Genomic DNA, 18,624 nt, shown 5'->3' with positions numbered 1-18,624 from the left:
TCCCCGATAAAATCGACCGCTTTTGCTTTCGCTTGCGCGAACAATAGGCTAAAGCGGTCTATCTCAAAAATCAGACCGTAAAGCCGATCGAGCGTCATGACAGACAAGACCCCTTTCTACATCACCACCGCGATTTCCTACCCCAATGGCAAGCCGCATATCGGCCATGCCTATGAGCTGATCGCGACGGATGCCATGGCGCGGTTTCAGCGTCTGGATGGGCGGGATGTCTTCTTTCTGACGGGTACTGACGAGCACGGCCAGAAAATGCAGCAGACGGCGCGTGCGGAAGGCATTTCTCCGGAGGAACTGGCGCAGCGCAATTCCGACCAGTTTCGCGAGATGGGCAAGCTGCTGAATGCCTCCAATGACGATTTCATCCGTACCACGGAAGAGCGTCACCACGAGACATCGCGCAATATCTGGAACCTGATGTCGTCAGCCGGTGACATCTACAAGGATAGCTATGCTGGCTGGTACTCCGTCCGCGACGAGGCCTATTACGCTGAGGACGAGACAGACGTGCGTGCCGATGGCGTTCGCTACGGGCCGCAGGGCACGCCGGTGGAGTGGGTCGAGGAGGAAAGCTACTTCTTCAAGCTCTCCGAGTACCAGGACAAGCTTTTGAAGCACTACGAAGAGAATCCCGATTTCATTGGTCCGGCCGAGCGCCGCAATGAAATCATCTCCTTCGTCAAATCGGGTCTCAAAGATCTTTCCGTTTCGCGCACGACCTTCGATTGGGGCATCAAGGTGCCGGACGATCCGAAGCATGTGATGTACGTGTGGGTGGATGCGCTGACCAACTACATTACCGCGACCGGCTACATCGAAGACAAAAATGGCCCGCGGGCAAAATACTGGCCAGCTGATGTGCACATCATTGGCAAGGATATTATTCGCTTCCACGCCGTCTACTGGCCAGCCTTCCTGATGAGTGCCGGTCTGCCGCTGCCAAAGCGGGTCTATGCGCATGGCTTCCTGCTCAACAAGGGCGAGAAGATGTCGAAATCGCTCGGTAATGTGGTCGATCCGGTCAATCTGGTGAACCACTTCGGGCTCGATCAGGTGCGCTATTTCTTCCTGCGCGAGGTCTCCTTCGGCCAGGATGGCAGCTATAGCGAGGAGGGGATTGCCACCCGCATCAACGCCGATCTCGCCAACGGTATCGGCAACCTCGCCAGCCGCTCGCTTTCGATGATCGTCAAGAACTGCGACGGGCAGATCCCCACACCGGGCGCCTTCACGGACGAAGACAAGGCCATGCTTGCTGCTGCCGACGCGCTTCTGGCAAGCTGCCGCGACGAAATGAACAAGCAGATGATCCACAAGGCGCTGGCCTCGATTATCGCCGTCGTTTCCGAGACGGACCGCTACTTCGCCAGCCAGGAACCATGGGCGCTGAAGAAAACCGATGCGGAGCGCATGGGCACCGTGCTTTATGTGACGGCGGAAGTCGTGCGCCAGATCGGCATTTTGCTGCAGCCCTTCATGCCAGCCTCCTGCGAAAAGCTTCTCGACTTGGTTGCTGCACCCGCCGACAAGCGGGACTTTGCGGCACTTGGAGAAGCTGGCCGACTGGTGCCCGGCACGCCGCTTGAGGCGCCGAAACCGGTCTTTCCGCGTTACGTGGCGCCGGAGGCGTAAAGTAGAGCATGCTGATCGACACCCATTGCCATCTGGACTTTGCCGATTTCGATGCCGAGCGCGACGACATCATCGCGCGCGCCCATGCGTCCGGCGTCGCCCAGATGGTGACGATCTCGACCCGTGTTCGGCGCTTGCCGGAACTGTTGAAGATCGTCGAGAGATACCCGTCGGTTTTCTGCTCGGTCGGTACGCATCCGAACAATGCAGACGAGGAACTGGATATTTCGGCTGATGACCTCGTACGGCTTGCCAACAGCCACGACAAGATCGTAGCGATCGGCGAGGCGGGTCTGGATTACTTCTACGATACGCAGAAGCCGGAAGACCAGAAAACCGGTCTGCGACGTCACATCGAAGCGGCACGGATCACCCAGCTTCCGCTCGTTATTCACAGCCGCAGCGCCGATGATGATATGATCGCAATCCTGCGCGAAGAAAGCGGGAAGGGAGCCTTTCCCTTTATTCTGCACTGCTTCTCTGCCGGACCGGAACTGGCGAAGGCTGGCGTGGAAATGGGCGGCTACGTTTCATTCTCCGGCATTTTGACCTTTCCGAAATCGCAAGACATCCGTGATATCGCTGCGACCGTTCCACTAGACCGCCTGTTGGTGGAAACGGATGCGCCCTATCTCGCGCCGAAGCGCTGGCGTGGGAAGCGCAACGAGCCATCCTACATCATCAACACGGCTGAGGTGCTGGCCGATGTTCACGGCGTGTCTTACGAAAAGATGGCCGAGATCACGACGGACAATGCTTTCCGCTGTTTTTCGAAAATGACGAAGGTCTGATCTTTGGCATTGTATCGGCGTCGCTTTACCATTCTTGGCTGCTCCTCTTCTCCCGGCGTTCCGCGCATCAACGGAGACTGGGGCGCCTGCGACCCGACCAATCCGAAAAACAGACGTACCCGCGCGGCCTTTCTGATCGAGCAGATCGCGCCGGATGGCGGCGTAACAACGGTCGTTGTCGATACCGGTCCGGATTTCCGCGAACAGATGATTGCTGCCGGCGTTAAGACGATCGACGCGGTGCTTTACACGCACCATCACGCCGATCATTTACACGGCATAGATGACCTGCGCGGTTACTTCATCACCTCTGGAAGCCGGATACCGGTCTATGCTGAGCCGGAGACCATGAAGCGCATTCACGACGGTTTTCCTTACTGTGTGGAGACACCAGTCGGCAGCAATTATCCGCCGATCGTCAAACCCCATCTGATCGAGAATCTGGATCAGGACATCGTTATCGAAGGCGAGGGTGGTCGGCTGCGCATCATGCCGCATTTGCAGCAACATGGAGATATCGTTTCGCTCGGCTTTCGCATCGGTGATGTGGCCTACTGCACCGATGTCAGTGATTTTCCGCTCGAATCCGTGGCAAAACTCCAAAATCTCGACACGATCGTCATCGACACATTGCAGTATCGCTATCACCCCAGCCATCTTTCGCTTGAGCAGTCGCTCGATTGGATCGAGAAACTCGGGGCAAAGCACGCTATCTTGACGCATATGCACACGCCACTGGATTACGACACCGTCTTGCGGGAAACGCCAGACCATGTCGAACCCGGCTACGATCAGATGCGTTTCGAGGTGGAACTGGCGGATGAGCGCCTGTAGCTGTCATAGAGGAATGCAATGTCGATCAAGCCTTTCCGCGCCCCCAGCATGGCGAGCTTTTTCGACAATATTCGCAGCGGACGTCTGCGTGCTCTCTTCCGCCGTGGTGAACTTGCACTTGTCGTCCTGGCAATTCTCGTCGGTGCTGCCGCAGGTCTCCTCGTTGCTCTGATCGGCGCACTCAGCACGGCTCTTCACGTCATTGTCTTCGGTGTCGAGAGGCTCAGCAGCAGCAATCTCACGGGTTGGATCGTGCTGACGGGGCCAGTCCTCGGAGGCGTGGTTCTCGGCCTTATTCTCTTCATCCTGTCGCGAACACGCAAGAAGCCGATGGTCGACCCGATCGAAGCCAATGCGCTGCATGGTGGACGCCTTTCTCTGACCGATAGCATCATTGTCTGCGTGCAGAACATTGTCTCCAATGGCTTTGGCGCCTCCGTGGGGCTGGAGGCTGGCTATACGCAGGTCGCGAGCGGCGTCGCATCGAAGCTCGGTCTCAATCTGAAGCTGAGGCGAGGGGACATGCGTATCCTTGTCGGATGCGGGGCTGCCGGCGCGATTGCCGCCGCCTTCAACGCGCCGTTGACAGGCACCTTCTACGCTATCGAGTTGATCATTGGTACCTATACGATTGTCACGCTTGCACCCCTGATCGTTTCAGCGCTGGTGGCGAACATCGTTGCGGGCTTGGTGTCGTATCATGGCATCAATATCGACGTGATCGGCTCCGGTGCGGTAACACCGTCGGATTATGTGCCTGCCACCTTTCTCGGCGTCGTCTGCGCAGGCATCGGTATCGTTCTCATGCAGGCCGTATCCTTTATCGAGGAGACGGCGCGCAAAAGCGCGATACCACTCTGGCTTCGCCCCACACTTGGCGGCCTCGTCGTCGGCGCGCTGGCCTTGATTTCACCGCAGGTGCTTTCCAGCGGGCACGGTGCTTTGCATCTCAACCTCGACGCGGATATCACGCTTTTTGGGCTTCTGGGATTGTTTCTGCTCAAGGCAACCGCCAGTGCGGTCTCCATCGGCTCCAGTTTTCGTGGGGGCCTGTTCTTTGCTTCGCTGTTCATGGGCTCGCTGCTCGGCAAGATTTTTGCGATCTGTGCGCCACACATCGGTTATGGCGCCACGCAACCGGTCGTCTACGCCGTGATCGGCATGAGTGCCTTTGCTGCGGCCATTATCGGTGGCCCTTTGACCATGACCTTTCTTGCCCTGGAGTTGACCGGCGACTTCCAGATCACGGCGCTTGTGCTGGCCGCCGTTATCACCACGTCGCTCGTGGTGCGCACCACCTTCGGCTATTCCTTCGCAACGTGGCGTTTTCACTTGCGCGGAGAAAGCATCCGCAGCGCCCATGACATCGGCTGGATCCGCGATCTGACCGTCGGCAAGATGATGCGTGCCGATATCCGCAAAGCCAATCTCAGCATGGGCCTTGAAGCCTTCAAGGAAAAGTTTCCGCTCGGCTCAACCCAACGCGTTATCATGACCCATGACGACGGCCGCTACGCCGGCATCATTCTCGTGCCGGAAATCTATGCCGATCCGATGGAACGCGACGCTTCCAAGATCGGCCTTGAGACATATCTCCATTACAAGAACGACGTGCTGCTGCCGACCATGAACGCCCGCCAAGCCGCTGCAGCCTTCGACAATACCGAAAGCGAAGCACTGGCCGTCGTCAACGACAAGGTGGAGAACCGGCCGGTTGGGCTTCTGACCGAGAGCCATACGCTGCGACGCTACAGCGAAGAACTGGAGATGCGACGTCGCGAGGCCTCTGGCGAGATTTGAGTGGGATCAGCGTCGTACGGGAGAACCTTCGGATCGCCGCCCCAATCATTCGTTTTAGTTCCATAATCTATATTATGCGATCTTAGGATGTGTCTAATTGGGGGCAATAATGATGTTTGACTTGGGTACGCACCTACTCCCAAATCGACATGGATGAATGGCGTGAGATTGGCAGCTCTCGCATGGTGGGACGCCCTGTGACATCATCCCTGGGAGGCTTGGGCGTCATGCCTTTTCCATTTTCCGACAGATCCGCGCACCAAGTTCATCGACCAAGTCTTCTCGGATTAAAATGGTGATTACTGCCGAGATGCGGCATAGCGGTTAGCTTGGTCGAATCCACACGCTGCGCTTGAGCATGGCCTCACACTCACTATCGAAATGCTTGATCGGGCGAGATTTAGCTGACGCTCCATCTGGCCATTTGCAAGAGTTAGAACGTCTGGCACTTACGGTCACTATCTCTTCAGGAGGCGTAATTGGCCCTCAACCAGCATGCCACCGCATCTGCGTTTCTCTCTGGCGGATGCACGGGATAGAAGACGTGTTCGATAGTGCCGGACCTAATGATCATTGTGAGCCTTCTCAGTAAAGTCATGCCTCCGGCTTGGAATGTTGGTAGACCAAGAGCTGACGTGAGAAGAAGTGACTGGTCAGAAAGTAGTTGAAACGGCAAGTGAAGCCGCACAGACGGCTCGCTCCGAGTTCTCTCAATTCCGCGAAATGGTCGCGGAAAGCGCAAGATTGTGGCGTGCATCCTCTTGCCCCGGGAATTGCATCCATCCTTCAATTGTCTCCACTCCAGGAGCGCTTGTTCGTGGGTAAGCGTATATCACAGACAGCCCCGGACCTCGTAGATCGACAGACGTTCCATCCGTTGCTTTTAATTGAATGCCCGGGACGCCCCCATGCCAAGCAAACGTTGAGCTACGCCTTCATCATCTCCAATCCCCAGCGGACCGACATTCCCGAATTCAGTCATCTCAGCCTCGTCGCTTTTCTTCCCTTGATACACCGGAGAGTGTGAATGTTCAGCCTAGCTTATTTCGCTTGCCTCACCCTGCCCCTTGCCTTCGACCCCTCGCCTCGCCCTGGCGCTTGAAGGCGTTTCGCCAAACGCCAGCTTGAACGACTTGGTGAAATGCGAGGGATTGACGTATCCGACGTCGAAGGCGACCTCGGTGATCTCGCGGTCCGTATTTGTCAACAGCTCAAAGGCCCGTTCGAGGCGCAGTTGGCGGTATGCTGATGCAGGTGGCATGCCGATTGTTATCTCGAAGAGACGTTCCAATTGTCTGCGGGAGAGACCAACGGATTTAGCAAGCTTCTCGGTGTTGATGTCACCCGATAGGTGCTGCTCCATCGTGATCAGCGAGGCGAGAACACGCGGCTCCTTGACTTGCAGCTTCAAGGGCTGACGGGATTGCGGCGCGTTCGAGCTTCGCACCCGCTCCATCTGGAGGACCTCCAATGCATTGCGGGCAGCGTTTCGGCCGATGTGACGCTCGACGATGACGTTTGCCAGATCCGCGGAACTGCTGCCGCCGGCGCAAGATCCTCTCCGGCCCTTAAGATGGAACAGGCGATCGGGCCGCACGACGAGATGCGGGAAGCGCTCCTGGAATGCCTGGTAGTGAAGCCAGCTGACGCAGACTTCGTGGCCGTCAAGCAGCCCTGCTTCCGCGAGGATGAAGGAGCCGGTGCATACGCCGATCATCCTCACGCCCTTGGCGGCAGCAGATTTCAGGAAGGTCATGGTGGCGTGATCGACGGGTTCCGGCACGCGCAAGAGGCCGCCCACCACGACGATGTAATCAAAGTTGGAAGGGTCGATGAAATCGCTCGTCGGCGCGATCTGGACACCGCAGCTTGAGGTGATGAGATGTCTGGTGCTGCCCAGAACATGCCAGTCGGCAAAGACTCGGCCGGAATGATCGGTCTCGTCGCTGGCCAGCCGCAGCGTATCGATGAACAGCGCAAATGGCGACAGCGTAAAGGATTTGGCCAGAACGAAGCCGACCTTCAACCGCTTTGCTGGCGAACTATCCTGACGATTCCGGAGGTGCTTCATGTCTGGTCCTCCGGAGTCTTGTCACATGACCCCGAAGGCCTGCGCAAGCAAATAGTGATCTCTTGCGAGGCCCACTTATGTGTCAGGCCGAGGGTTCTCTGGCGCCGCGGGCTCAGGCGAACGGTGTAAAGCCAGGGCCATCATTCCGTGATCTTGACGAGCAGCTTGCCGAAATTGCCGCCGGAAAGCATCGCGGTAAAAGCTTCGGGTGCCTTCTCGAGACCATCGACGATGTCTTCGCGGTAATGGATTTCGCCAGCTGCGAGACGAGGACCGATCTCGGCTAGAAACTCATTGAAATGGTCTTTGGCGAATTCGATCTGGATGAAGCCCCGCACAAGAACGCTCTGGCGAAGGATCGTCGACATTGTGGCTGGGAGGCGATCCTTGTCACCAATGCCGGCGCCATTGTAATGCGCGACGAGCCCGCAGACCGGCACGCGGGCGAACTGGTTGAGGAGCGGCAGTACGCCGTCCCAGACATGACCGCCTACATTCTCGAAATAGACATCAATACCCTTGGGGCAAGCGGCCTGAAGGTCCGTTGCAAAGCTGTCCGATCGGTGGTCGACCACGGCGTCGAACCCGAGTTCATTCTTGACGTACGCGCATTTTTCCTTGCCGCCAGCAATACCGACGGCGCGGGCGCCGGCAAGTTTTGCAAGCTGGCCGACCATGGAGCCGACCGGTCCCGACGCTGCGGCGACGACTACCGTTTCCCCTGCTTTTGGCTGGCCGATAAATTTCAGTCCCGACCATGCGGTAAATCCCGGCATGCCGAGCGCGCCGAGCGAAGTTGTGATCGGCGCGCCGTGGGTTTCGACATGGCGGAGTTGGTCGCCGTTGACAACGGCATGGCTGCTCCAGCCTGTTCTGCCGCGCACGATATCGCCGGGTGAAAAATCGTTATGTCTGGATTTCACGACCTCTGAGATCGCCTCTCCCTCCATGACACCGCCCACAGGCACGGGTGCTGCATAGGATTTCGCGTCGCTCATGCGACCACGCATGTAAGGGTCAAGCGAGAGATAGAGAGCCTTAAGGGTGACGTCGCCCTCTCCTGCCTCCGGCAGTTCGAACTCCTCGACGCGGAAATTCTCAGGTCCTGGTTGGCCAACGGGCCTGCTTGCAAGAACGATGCGGCGTGCAGAAGTCATCTGATGCTCCTCTTTCAGGGGTCAGACTTATCTAGGAACCCTTGCTGCATTTCCAAGTCGGTGCAGAGCGAGCAGCTCCGCATTCTCTCAAGATCGGCTCGACGAACGCCAGACGGTTCAGCATACTGCCTCCGCACTTTCACCATGTGACGTCAGAGACGCGCGTTTGTCCGGTGGCTTTCAGATGGCTGGCGCCTTGATGAAACCTGCGCAGTCATGCAAGTTGTCGTGCCTATTTGTGAGAGTGCCACAATGCCTCTGAGTTTGCGAAAAATGCAATCGGCCTATCTTCTGTCGGTTATATTCCTCTTCACCTATCAGACCGCCAGCTGGGCTTGCGAGGTCCTGCCCGCCAATGCCGGTCCGGCGGCAAGAACCGTCGAGGATATCGCGCTTGAAGACGGGCAGCGACAAAGGCTCCTGATTACTGATCCGAGTATCCGGCTTGGCACGGTCATCCTGTTTCCTGGCGGTGCTGGGGATGTGGGTGTCAAGCGTGATGCGTCGGTGCGCCACGACAAAAATTATGTTTTGCGGAGTGAGCCCATCTGGTCCGCATGCGGTTACACAACCATCGTCCCGGATACGATTGACCGGGCAAATTTGCGCGGCATGAGGAGCGCGCCCTCATATGCGAATGTCATCAATCGCATTGTCACTTTCGCGAGTAAGCGCGACGGCAAACCGATCTTTCTTTTGGGAACGAGCCAGGGCGCGATTGCGGCGGCGAATGGTGCGGCGCATGCGAAGCCCGGCTCCATCGCCGGTGTGGTCCTAAGCGAATCCGTTTCCGTCAAGGGTGGAAGCGGCGAAACAGTCTTCGATGCGGGTCTCGATAAAATCGACGTCCCTGCCCTTATCGTCGCCAATGCCGATGACAAATGCGTCGTCGCTCCTCCGACTGCAGCCAAAAAGATCGCGGACGCATTTCACGCGCGGACAGACGTCACGGTGTTGAGAGTGAGCGGTGGAAAAACAAGTTCATCCGATGATTGCGGCTCACTCACGCCACATGGCTATTACGGCATAGAAGACAGTGTGACCAACTCGATCATCGATTGGATGGATTCCAAGCGCTGAACCTGTGCGGTAAAGGCATCAACGATCTTGTTCCCAACCTTCAGTGGGCTATGGTGCCATCCAACTCCTGAGGTCAATCCGTTTCAGATCCATGACATTCCGCAGCCGCCTTATCCTCTACGCCTTGCTGACCTCCCTCACCTCGCTCAGCATTGATGCTTTGCTGCCGGGGCTGAGGCAGATCGGACTGGAACTCGGAGTGGCACCACCACTCTCCACGCATCACGTGATTTCGCTGTTCATCTTCGGCATGGCCTTTGGCGAACTCGTCATCGGCCCTCTCTCGGATGCGTTCGGGCGCAAGCAGGCGCTAGTCGGTGGGCTTTGCGTCTATCTGCTGGGAACAGTCGTCGCGCTCTTTGCCCAGTCGTTGGAAATGGTGCTGATTGGCCGGTTCCTGCAAGGCGTGGGCGTCTCAGGCCCGAAAATTGCGACCCGTGCCATGATCCGTGACCAGTTCGAGGGTGATGCGATGGCGCGTGTCATGTCCTTCATGTTCACGCTGTTTATCCTTGTGCCTATGCTGGCTCCCGCTCTTGCGCAGGGGCTCATCGCGATATCCGGCTGGCGCAGTGTGTTTGCCGCCTATTTCGTCATCGCCGTGGCGCTTGGTGCGTGGGTTATTGCCCGGCATCCCGAAACGCTGCCTGTGGCACGGCGTATTCCATTTCGACCGCGTCTGCTACTTCTGAACGCATTTCGCATTCTCTCCAGCCCTCGGGTGACGCTGCTGATCGTCGCCACCGGACTGGTTTTCGGGGCACAGCTCCTCTATCTCAGCACGGCTGCGGATCTTTTCTTCGAGGCTTATGGCGTGGTGGAAACCTTCCCGCTCTACTTCGCGGCTCTCGCTGTCGCGATGGGCCTTGCTTCGTTCATCAATGCGAGGCTGGTCCAGCGCCTCGGCGCGGTGACGATGGCGCGGGCGGGTTTCATTGGTTTAACGGCAGTGTCTCTATTGATGGTGATCGCGACCTTGGTTGCAGGCATCACCCTGCCCTTCGCGGCATTCTTGACGCTGCTGTTTCTCGTCTTCTTTGCGATCGGTATCCTGTTTGGCAATCTCAATGCCATGGCAATGCAGACACTTGGAAACGTTGCAGGCTTTGGCGCCTCTCTGGTCGCGTCCGGGTCGAGCCTCGTTGCCACCGTCTTTGCGGTGGTCTTTGGCGGCTTTTACAGTGGCAACACAACGTATTTGGCAACTGGATTCTTCGCAGCAGGACTGTCGTCACTCCTACTTGCCGAGATTGCCATCAGAAGAAACGAGTTGCCGGTGGTTGGCGCCAGCCTATGACGGCGTTCGAGCGGTGGCTTACCGGCTTCCGGGAAACAAAGCGGTCGCAAGCGTGGAGGGCGCGGTTCGGTTCAACTTGAACTCGGATATTACCCGCTCTGCTACTCCGAAGGCCAGATCCCGCTCTATCGTGGATGCGTCGAGGCCGATTGCGGTGACGGTGAATTTCGCCTCCGCGATGACCTCGCCCGTCTGCACCGCCGCAGCGCGAACCACGGCCTTCACCGAAGCTCGTTGGCCAAGAAGCAAGGAGCCTTTGGTATAGGATTCGAGGCGGATGGTCAGCACGACTCGCGGGCGCGCACGCACTCTCACCGTATCGTTGATGGCATTGGCGACCTGATAGTGGATCGACTGCATAAGCTCCGGCGATATGTCCGGCCGGGCGGCAACGAAAGCGCCCCGCACGTCATAGATCAGCCGGTCTCGCTCGCCCGTTTCAGGTCCAAGCCTGAAAGACATGAGCGCAAGAGACGCCAGCAAAACCATGCCGAAACGCTTCAGTTGCCTATACAAGAAAGACGCCTCCCCTTAGGTAACCCTTGGGGTGCATCATCATCCATCGTGGTTAAAAATGCTCTAAGTCCCGCCGGCGACCTTTACCGCGCTGCAGCAAGAACACGGGTGGCTGCGCGCATGTCGGTAAAGCGCACGGCGCGACGGTGCTGCGCCTCTTCGTCTTCACCCCATTGCTCAGCTGCCCAGTCTTCATCGAGATGAGCGAGTGCCCAGACCTCTTCGAGAGATTTTTCCCCTTCGGCCAGTGCGAGCGCGAGAAGCGCTGATCCCGTGAGCGTGGTCATGGTATGGAGGGCAGCAAGCTTGATCGGTGTATCGTATTTGCGCAGCGTTACAGCAAAGGCCGCGACGGCCTCGCGTGGTTGTTCCTGGTGCATCACACCTTCGATCAGGATAAAGCGCGCTCCCAGCGTGTTCGCCGCCCAGTCGATGACAGGGTCCCACTGCTCGGTCTGGCGTTCGACCAGCGCTTCCGGTTCGCCCGCGCGGTAGCACAGCAGATCGCTGGAGGAGAAGCGAAGGATATCTTCGAACACCGCCTGCGGATCATTGGCCACGCCGTCAATCGCCGTGTTGATATGGCGTGAAATCGGCATGGTCGATGGATCGATAACCTCAGCCTCAGCATCCCACTCGTCGCGCATCAGAACGGCGAGCGCTCTTGTCGGTACAGACAGCACATTTTTCGCAGGCGTGCGTAAGGTTTTGCCATCGAGATGGATCGTAAAGGTTCCGTCCTCCGCCTCCTCAACGGTGACGTCCTTGTAGAAGCGCTTGGGCAGCGGCTTCTGCATCTGGATTTGCGCCCGGCGGATCGGGTCTGGATGGCTCAAGCCCTCCGAAAGATCGTTCAGCAAATCACGCATCTTCTGTCCTTATCAGCCCGGTATGTGGCCGGGAATTTCGCTTGGATGGTTGACGATCGCATCCGCACCTGCGGCCCAGAGCGCGTCGACGGAGGCGTAACCCCAGGCAACACCGATTGCCTTTGCACCGGCGGCCTTGGCCATCTGCATGTCGTAGATCGCATCGCCGATGACGACCGTATCGGCCGGAACGATCCCGGTTTCGTGGCAGCACTCGCTGACCATCGCCGGATGAGGTTTAGAGGGGCAATCATCGGCCGTTCGCGACACGATGAAATGCGAGCGGAAACCATGTGTGTCCATGATCAAATTGAGGCCGCGGCGGGATTTGCCCGTCACCGCGCCCATCAAGAGTTCCTCGCGCTTGGCAAGCTTTTCGATCATCGGCATGATGCCGTCGAAGATTGGCTCCTGAAAGCCAGCCTCGGCGCGCGTTTCGGCAAAGATCGCCTTATAATGCGCCATCATGGCGGTCGCCTCGTCGTCCACATGCGTCTTCCCTTGCATGCGGGCAATAGCGATGTCGAGCGTCAGGCCAATGATCGACTTCGTCAGCGACACATCAGGGCGCGGATATCCGAAATGCACGAAAGTGCGCGCCATGACTTCATGGATAAGGCCGACGCTATCGACCAGCGTCCCATCGCAATCGAACAGAACAAGCTTCATTGATCGTCCCTGTCGCCATCGGCAACGTCGAGTCCGAGAAGATTCCAGGTCTGCACCATATGGGGCGGCAAGGGCGCGCTGACTCGGAGGCGTCCGCCTGACGGATGGGGAATATCGATATGACGCGCATGCAGGTGCAGGCGCTTCTGGATGCCGCCCGGGAAATCCCAGTTCGGATCATCGATATAGTATTTCGGATCGCCGATGATGGGATGGCCCATATGCAATGCATGGACGCGGAGCTGATGGGTGCGGCCTGTGTAAGGCTCCATCTCTAGCCACGCAAGGTTCTGCGCAGCGGTATCGATGACCCGGTAATAGGAGATTGCGTGGTCGGCACCCTCTTCGCCATGTTTGGCGATGCGCATGCGGTCGCCATCCGGCGTCTGTTCTTTGACCAGCCAGCTCGAGATCTTGTCCTGGTGTTTGCGTGGCACGCCCTTCACCAGAGACCAATAGGTCTTCTTGGTATCGCGTTCGCGAAAAGCCGCGGTCAGTTTTTGCGCTGCGCCGCGCGTGCGGGCAACGACAAGAACGCCCGACGTATCGCGGTCGAGGCGATGCACGAGACGGGGCTTTTCACCCTTCTGGTTCGTCCAGGCTTCCAGAAGACCGTCGATGTGGCGGTTTACACCCGACCCACCCTGCACCGCGATGCCGGCAGGCTTGTTGAAGACGAAAACCTTGTCATCCTCATGCAGCAACATGCGCTTGAGCAGATCGCCGTCTTCCGAATGCTTCAAATCCTTGGAGCCGATCGGACCGCTCTTGACCTTGGCATCGACATCGAGCGGCGGCACCCGGACCATCTGCCCAGGTTGAACGCGAGCATCGGTCTTCACCCGTCCACCATCCACACGAACCTGGCCGGATCGCATCAGCTTCTGCAGCTGGCCAAACCCCAGTCCCGGGTAATGAATCTTGAACCAGCGGTCGAGACGCATTCCGGCCTCGTCGGCCTCTACCTTGATGTGCTCGATACCTGCCATGGCAATTCCAGTCTTTCTTTTCTGATCTGCCGCCTCGTTCCTGTGCGGCCTTTGCCTTGCCTTTAAAACAAAGCGCGGCCCAAGGCCAGCCCGGCAAAGATCGCAGCAAAAGAAACCAGCAGGCTGGCGAGCAAATAGAGGGCGGAAAGGCCGAGTGCTCCCCGTTCAAACAGAACAACGGCATCCAGCGTGAATGACGACCAGGTGGTGAAGCCTCCAATAATCCCGGTGACGATGAAGACGCGCATTTCAGCAGAAGCATCGAAGCGGCGCGCGATCATCTCGACGAAGAGACCGATGGCGAAGGCGCCCACGATGTTCACGGTCAGCGTCCCCCAGGGAAAGTTTGGCCCGGCGAGGCGCGTTGCCCAAAGCCCGACAAGATATCGCCCGATGGAGCCTATGGCGCCGCCGACGGCGACGAGAAGAATGTTCAACATGCAAAGAGGCTCCGGCACTATCGATAGACGCTGATTGCGCCCCCAGCTTTATGCCATGATGCTGGATTTAGAAATATGCCGGTTTCAGACGAGCCCTCGCAGATGATTAAAATACGCATCAATTTCAACCACTAGGTTTAGCCTAAGATAAATTTCACCCTGCTATGTTGCTGTCCAGTATCGCTATCGAGGTCTGGCAATGTGGCAGGTGTGGTCGGTTTCCGCAAATATCGCGGCTTATGCGTCCGAGGGCGCAAAAGCTTCGCAGCGCGCTCCGCGCAAGAGCGAGGTTGAAAAGGCTGCCAAGGAGTTGAAGCAGATCACGCGCAACGATGGGTCGGACCATAGCGTAACGAATCTCACAGCTGCCGCGCCCTCCCTTTCCCTCTTCACCTCCGGACGGCAAAACCCTCAGGCGACATTGGAGCAGGCTCGTCACGCCTATCAGGAAGATTGGGGCGCGTCCGACTAAAGCCTGTCGCGCGACCTTTCAGATTCGCTCTCTACGCTTTAGATCCTTGTTTTGTCGCATGTCGTTATCGCGAAACCGCTGCACAGTTTTGCTTGGACCAAGCTTTAAGCTTCGGCCCTTGTGACGACGTTCAGATTCCTGTCAGGCAAATCACCCAACCTCTTTTCGAAATGACTGAAACAGAGGTTCATCATGAAGACCCTAGCGAAATTGAAGATGGCAGCGGTCGCTGCTTTGACGCTCGCAGCTCCGGCATTTGCCGCAACCACCATCCTGGTTCACGAAGGCGGCGAAGGCGGGCAGCCGATGACGCTCACCCTCGATAAGACCAGCGTCAAAGCTGGCGAAGCCGTCTTCATGGTCCATAACGACGCCGTGTCGGAAGAGCACGAGATGGTTCTCGTCAAGCTGAAGTCGCCCGAGGAGGCGATCCCGCTGAACACAGCCAAACATCGCGTCGATGAAAAGAAGCTGAAGAGCCTTGGCGAAGTGTCGGATCTGAAACCTGGTGCAGATGGTCAACTGAAAGCCAAGCTGACGCCAGGGGCCTATCTGCTCTTCTGCAATATCAAGGGCCACTATGAGGCTGGAATGCAGGCGAAGCTCACGGTGACGAAGTAGAACTATTGGAACGTCGATGGCCGTCGGGATGCCTTTGCGTCCCGACGGCCAGTTTTTTTCCGAGCCGTCAGTTATGATTGTGCTTCGCCTCACCCGCATTGGCGGGACCAACCGGAAGCTCGATCGAGACCTGTCCGGCCTTCTCGAAAGTGAGCGTGACCGGAACCTTCTCGCCTTCTGCGAATGGCTTCTTGACGTTGAAGAACATGAAATGGAGGCCGCCTGGCGAGAGCTCTACCGTCTGACCGGCCGGTACGACGATACCGTCATTCAGCTTGCGCATCTTCATGACGTCATTGGCCATAGCCATTTCATGGATTTCGGCGCGACCTGCCAGGGGAGACGAGACCGAGACGAGCCGATCGTCAGAGGCTCCTGTGTTGCGGATGGTGACAAATCCACCGCCAACCGGCTGCCCCGGCAACATGGCCTTGGTGGACGCGTTCGATAATTCCAGATCCCCCGCCTTGACCACGCTGGCGGAGCCACTCGCGTCTGTCATCGCACCATGATCATGGTGGGCGTGCCCCTCGCCTTCATGAGATTGCTTGGCGGTGATGCGGATCACTGGCGCCGGGTTGTCAAGCGAATGCGGGTCCTGGCCCTCTGGCGCGATCTGATCCCAGCTTGCGGTGCCCTTGTCGCCGCAAAGCTGCTTCACCTTGAAAGGAAGCGTCTTGCCTGGCGCAACACCTGCGATCTTCCCCTGAATGTTGAAGGTGTCATAGAAATCGTCCGGCAGGTTGCCACCCTTCCAGCGAATTTCGATAGGGCCACCCGTCACGTCTTTTCCGTGGTTCTTGTAGGTCTTCTGGTAGTCGCCCTTGATGATCTCCAGCTCCCAGCCCGGTTTCGGCTGCGGCTTGGCGGAGATGAAACCCTCGGGCAGAACGACTTGAACCTCTGTGGTGGCAAGGCCGCCGTCGCAGCCATGCGGCACCTGAAGGGCAGCAACGATGGTGCTATCCTCTTCCGCCGAGCCATTGACGAAGCTGGTATGGGCAAAGGCGGACGTCGTCGAGAGAGCGGCTGCGATAGCTGCGACTGTGGCGTGCTTGATAGTTTTCATCTTTCGATCCTTGCGGCTGCTTCATATGGCAGTCCGTTTTTAAAAGTGCCGCGCTGCGGCGTTGTCTGCGAGGGATCAGAAAGTTGAGTATGGCGGTCCGCGGGCGCGGTTGGTGCGCAGGTCTGAAAGCTTGACCGTCTCTTGTTGCCGCAGAAGGGCATTTTCGAGCGACGCGGGATTTGGATTGAGGCCGTCGTCTGCAAGTGGAGTTGGCAGAAGGATGGAGGATGCCAGCAGGCACGCCTCGCAAAAGAGGATCGCACCGCCTTTGTGCTTGCCATGCTGAGATTGATTCTGCGACAGATGCTCGGAGCAGATCTCGGCAAAGGTGCCATCCGGCAAGCGATAGGCTTCATCAAGTGCAGCGACAGGGGCAGCCTGAACCGGCTTGTGCGCGAAGCCAAGAGACAGCATCAGCACGGCGCAGACTATGCGCAGCACAGACTCGATTGTCTTTGCCCTGTTGCTTTCGAACACCCTCATGATCATTCCGATACCGTGCTTTGATCCAAAATCAAAGACCAACTCGGCCTGTGACGGAACACCTCCTCCATGGGTGACGTTTGATTTGCAGCATTCAACGCGTCAGACAGGAGTTGATACGATGCCAGCAAAATCCAAAGCCCAGCAGAAAGCCGCAGGTGCAGCCCTTGCCGCCAAGCGTGGCGACATGCCCAAATCTCGTTTACAAGGCGCTTCAAAAAGCATGGCTAAGTCCATGACGGAGAAAGAACTTGAAGATATGGCGTCTACCAAACGCAAGACTCTTCCAGAGAAAAAAGATAGCTGAATTTAAGCTATTTCTAAGAAATAGAATCGCCAATCGGATGACAGGCTGATGACGCAGGTTGAACAAAAAACTGTTCGCCTGCGTCATTTGGTCCTTGCCAATCCAAGAGCTTCAAAGATAATGAGCTTCCATATCGTTGGGAGAAACCGCTTCAATGCGGTGCCGAAGGAGCAACCGCCCCGGAAACTCTCAGGCAAAAGGACCAACGGTCGAACGGAACTCTGGAGAGAAGCCTCCTTGTAACTGAAGGGCAGGCTCGCCGAAGGGATAACAATCTCAGGCGACAAGGACAGAGGGGGCTCTTGAACCCGACGCTCGCAGAGTGTCATGAACATGAGCCCGCGCGAACGCGCTACCCTGGAGGCGTCCTTGGCCGATACAGCCGAGCTGAAAGTCACCCCGCTCCATTCCCTGCATCTGTCCCTTGGCGCTCGCATGGTGCCCTTTGCAGGCTACGATATGCCCGTCCAATATCCCGCAGGCGTTTTGAAGGAACATCTTCACACGCGCGCATCGGCTGGTCTCTTCGATGTGTCCCATATGGGCCAGGTCATCGTGAAGGCTAAGTCTGGCAAGGTCGAGGACGCTGCACTTGCTTTGGAAAAGCTGGTTCCTGTCGACATCCTTGGCCTCAAGGCTGGTCGCCAGCGCTACGGCTTTTTCACCGATGACAATGGCTGCATCCTCGACGACCTGATGATCACCAATCTCGGGGACCATCTTTTCGTTGTCGTCAATGCTGCCTGTAAGGATGCCGACCTTGCGCATATGAAGGCACATCTTTCCGACAGTTGCGAGATCACGCTGCTTGATGATCGAGCATTGATCGCGCTTCAAGGTCCGCGCGCGGAGGCCGTTCTCGCCGAGCTTTGGGCCGGCGTCTCCGACATGAAGTTCATGGATGTGCGCGAAATTCCGCTGCACGACGTTCCCTGCATCGTCTCCCGCTCCGGTTATTCCGGTGAGGACGGTTTCGAGATTTCCGTTCCGGCCGACAAGGCCGAGGACATTGCAAAGGCCCTGCTCGAACATCCCGATTGCGAGGCCATCGGTCTTGGCGCGCGCGACAGCCTGCGACTGGAGGCCGGTCTTTGCCTCTATGGTAACGACATCGACACGACGACGTCGCCGATCGAAGCATCGTTAGAATGGGCCATCCAGAAGGCGCGCCGCACGGGCGGTGACCGCGAAGGCGGTTTTCCGGGTGCTGATCGTATTCTCGCGGAACTTGGCAAGGGCACGGCCCGTCGACGCGTTGGCCTGAAGCCGGAAGGCAAGGCGCCGGTGCGTGGTCATTCCAAGCTGTTTGCCGATGCCGAGGGCAAGACCGAAATCGGAGAAGTCACCTCGGGCGGTTTTGGCCCAACTGCGGAAGGCCCCGTTGCCATGGGCTACGTGCCAACCGACTATACGACACCCGGCACGGCGATCTTCGCCGAAGTGCGCGGCAAGTATCTGCCCGTAACCGTCGCTGCCCTGCCCTTCATTACACCCACCTACAAGCGCTAATCT

19 protein-coding genes, 1 pseudogene and 1 riboswitch are annotated in these 18,624 nt (G+C 57.7%); of the genes and pseudogenes, 10 read left to right on the top strand and 10 right to left on the bottom strand.

Going from position 1 to position 18,624, the window contains the following annotated elements; translation table 11 throughout:
- The first annotated feature begins 96 nt into the window (after window positions 1-96).
- Genes metG through QE435_RS20940 form a run of 4 tightly spaced genes read left to right on the top strand, consistent with a single transcriptional unit; the run spans window position 97 to window position 5,072 of the window.
- Complete coding sequence (gene metG, locus QE435_RS20955; RefSeq protein ID WP_349042543.1) at window positions 97-1,647, top strand: methionine--tRNA ligase; 1,551 nt, start codon at window positions 97-99, stop codon at window positions 1,645-1,647.
- An 8-nt stretch (window positions 1,648-1,655) separates the two neighbouring features.
- Window positions 1,656-2,438 carry a TatD family hydrolase gene (locus QE435_RS20950; RefSeq protein ID WP_349042542.1) on the top strand — a complete coding sequence of 261 codons (783 nt, stop codon included), beginning with the start codon at window positions 1,656-1,658 and terminating at the stop codon, window positions 2,436-2,438.
- Window positions 2,439-2,441: 3 nt separating this feature from the next.
- Window positions 2,442-3,272, top strand: a complete 831-nt coding sequence (locus QE435_RS20945; RefSeq protein ID WP_349042541.1) for an MBL fold metallo-hydrolase — start codon at window positions 2,442-2,444, stop codon at window positions 3,270-3,272.
- Between the two features lie 18 nt (window positions 3,273-3,290).
- Entirely contained in the window at window positions 3,291-5,072 is a 1,782-nt protein-coding gene (locus QE435_RS20940; protein ID WP_349042540.1) for a chloride channel protein, read from the top strand.
- A 466-nt stretch (window positions 5,073-5,538) separates the two neighbouring features.
- Here the strand turns inward: QE435_RS20940 and QE435_RS20935 are convergent.
- From QE435_RS20935 to QE435_RS20925, 3 genes and pseudogenes are all read right to left on the bottom strand, one after another.
- A pseudogene (locus QE435_RS20935) lies at window positions 5,539-6,054 on the bottom strand (peroxiredoxin).
- A 54-nt stretch (window positions 6,055-6,108) separates the two neighbouring features.
- Window positions 6,109-7,143, bottom strand: coding sequence for a GlxA family transcriptional regulator (locus QE435_RS20930; RefSeq protein WP_349042539.1), 1,035 nt, complete (start codon window positions 7,141-7,143; stop codon window positions 6,109-6,111).
- Window positions 7,144-7,283: 140 nt separating this feature from the next.
- Entirely contained in the window at window positions 7,284-8,300 is a 1,017-nt protein-coding gene (locus QE435_RS20925; RefSeq protein ID WP_309771054.1) for an NADP-dependent oxidoreductase, read from the bottom strand.
- 252 nt (window positions 8,301-8,552) lie between these two features.
- Between QE435_RS20925 and QE435_RS20920 the strand changes: the two genes are divergently transcribed.
- Window positions 8,553-9,380: an alpha/beta hydrolase gene (locus tag QE435_RS20920; protein ID WP_349042538.1), complete on the top strand. Its 828-nt coding sequence runs from the start codon at window positions 8,553-8,555 to the stop codon at window positions 9,378-9,380.
- Between the two features lie 91 nt (window positions 9,381-9,471).
- Window positions 9,472-10,677 carry an MFS transporter gene (locus QE435_RS20915; protein WP_349042537.1) on the top strand — a complete coding sequence of 402 codons (1,206 nt, stop codon included), beginning with the start codon at window positions 9,472-9,474 and terminating at the stop codon, window positions 10,675-10,677.
- Window positions 10,678-10,695: 18 nt separating this feature from the next.
- On the opposite strand, the gene QE435_RS20910 is transcribed toward QE435_RS20915, so the two are convergent.
- From QE435_RS20910 to crcB, 5 genes are all read right to left on the bottom strand, one after another.
- On the bottom strand, window positions 10,696-11,193 hold the full coding sequence (locus QE435_RS20910; RefSeq protein WP_306932846.1) for a hypothetical protein: 498 nt from the start codon (window positions 11,191-11,193) through the stop codon (window positions 10,696-10,698).
- A gap of 83 nt (window positions 11,194-11,276) precedes the next feature.
- The gene (locus QE435_RS20905; RefSeq protein WP_349042536.1) at window positions 11,277-12,062 is read right to left on the bottom strand and encodes an ATP12 family chaperone protein; all 786 of its coding nucleotides are present in this window, start codon (window positions 12,060-12,062) and stop codon (window positions 11,277-11,279) included.
- Window positions 12,063-12,074: 12 nt separating this feature from the next.
- Window positions 12,075-12,731: an HAD-IA family hydrolase gene (locus tag QE435_RS20900; RefSeq protein ID WP_349042535.1), complete on the bottom strand. Its 657-nt coding sequence runs from the start codon at window positions 12,729-12,731 to the stop codon at window positions 12,075-12,077.
- Complete coding sequence (locus QE435_RS20895; protein ID WP_296075801.1) at window positions 12,728-13,720, bottom strand: RluA family pseudouridine synthase; 993 nt, start codon at window positions 13,718-13,720, stop codon at window positions 12,728-12,730. Before QE435_RS20895 ends, QE435_RS20900 begins: the two co-directional genes overlap by 4 nt.
- A 62-nt stretch (window positions 13,721-13,782) precedes the next feature.
- Window positions 13,783-14,160 carry a fluoride efflux transporter CrcB gene (crcB, locus tag QE435_RS20890; RefSeq protein WP_306932839.1) on the bottom strand — a complete coding sequence of 126 codons (378 nt, stop codon included), beginning with the start codon at window positions 14,158-14,160 and terminating at the stop codon, window positions 13,783-13,785.
- 199 nt (window positions 14,161-14,359) lie between these two features.
- On the opposite strand from crcB, the gene QE435_RS20885 reads away from it, so the two are divergent.
- On the top strand, window positions 14,360-14,632 hold the full coding sequence (locus tag QE435_RS20885) for a hypothetical protein (RefSeq protein ID WP_349042534.1): 273 nt from the start codon (window positions 14,360-14,362) through the stop codon (window positions 14,630-14,632).
- Window positions 14,633-14,824: 192 nt separating this feature from the next.
- Window positions 14,825-15,253 carry a plastocyanin/azurin family copper-binding protein gene (locus tag QE435_RS20880; protein WP_349042533.1) on the top strand — a complete coding sequence of 143 codons (429 nt, stop codon included), beginning with the start codon at window positions 14,825-14,827 and terminating at the stop codon, window positions 15,251-15,253.
- 67 nt (window positions 15,254-15,320) lie between these two features.
- On the opposite strand, the gene QE435_RS20875 is transcribed toward QE435_RS20880, so the two are convergent.
- Both QE435_RS20875 and QE435_RS20870 read right to left on the bottom strand, forming a co-directional pair.
- A complete protein-coding gene (locus QE435_RS20875) occupies window positions 15,321-16,322 on the bottom strand; it encodes a copper chaperone PCu(A)C (protein WP_349042532.1) in 1,002 nt (333 codons plus the stop codon).
- Between the two features lie 75 nt (window positions 16,323-16,397).
- The gene (locus QE435_RS20870) at window positions 16,398-16,763 is read right to left on the bottom strand and encodes a hypothetical protein (RefSeq protein ID WP_349042531.1); all 366 of its coding nucleotides are present in this window, start codon (window positions 16,761-16,763) and stop codon (window positions 16,398-16,400) included.
- 163 nt (window positions 16,764-16,926) lie between these two features.
- Between QE435_RS20870 and QE435_RS20865 the strand changes: the two genes are divergently transcribed.
- The gene (locus QE435_RS20865; RefSeq protein WP_349042923.1) at window positions 16,927-17,112 is read left to right on the top strand and encodes a DUF3008 family protein; all 186 of its coding nucleotides are present in this window, start codon (window positions 16,927-16,929) and stop codon (window positions 17,110-17,112) included.
- 127 nt (window positions 17,113-17,239) lie between these two features.
- Window positions 17,240-17,327: riboswitch (glycine riboswitch) on the top strand.
- Window positions 17,328-17,481: 154 nt separating this feature from the next.
- On the top strand, window positions 17,482-18,621 hold the full coding sequence (gene gcvT, locus QE435_RS20860; RefSeq protein ID WP_349042530.1) for a glycine cleavage system aminomethyltransferase GcvT: 1,140 nt from the start codon (window positions 17,482-17,484) through the stop codon (window positions 18,619-18,621).
- The last annotated feature ends 3 nt before the right edge of the window (window positions 18,622-18,624 follow it).

This window comes from Agrobacterium sp. SORGH_AS 787, assembly GCF_030819035.1.
Taxonomy (GTDB): domain Bacteria; phylum Pseudomonadota; class Alphaproteobacteria; order Rhizobiales; family Rhizobiaceae; genus Agrobacterium; species Agrobacterium larrymoorei_B.
This window is presented reverse-complemented; position numbering and strand designations above follow the sequence as displayed.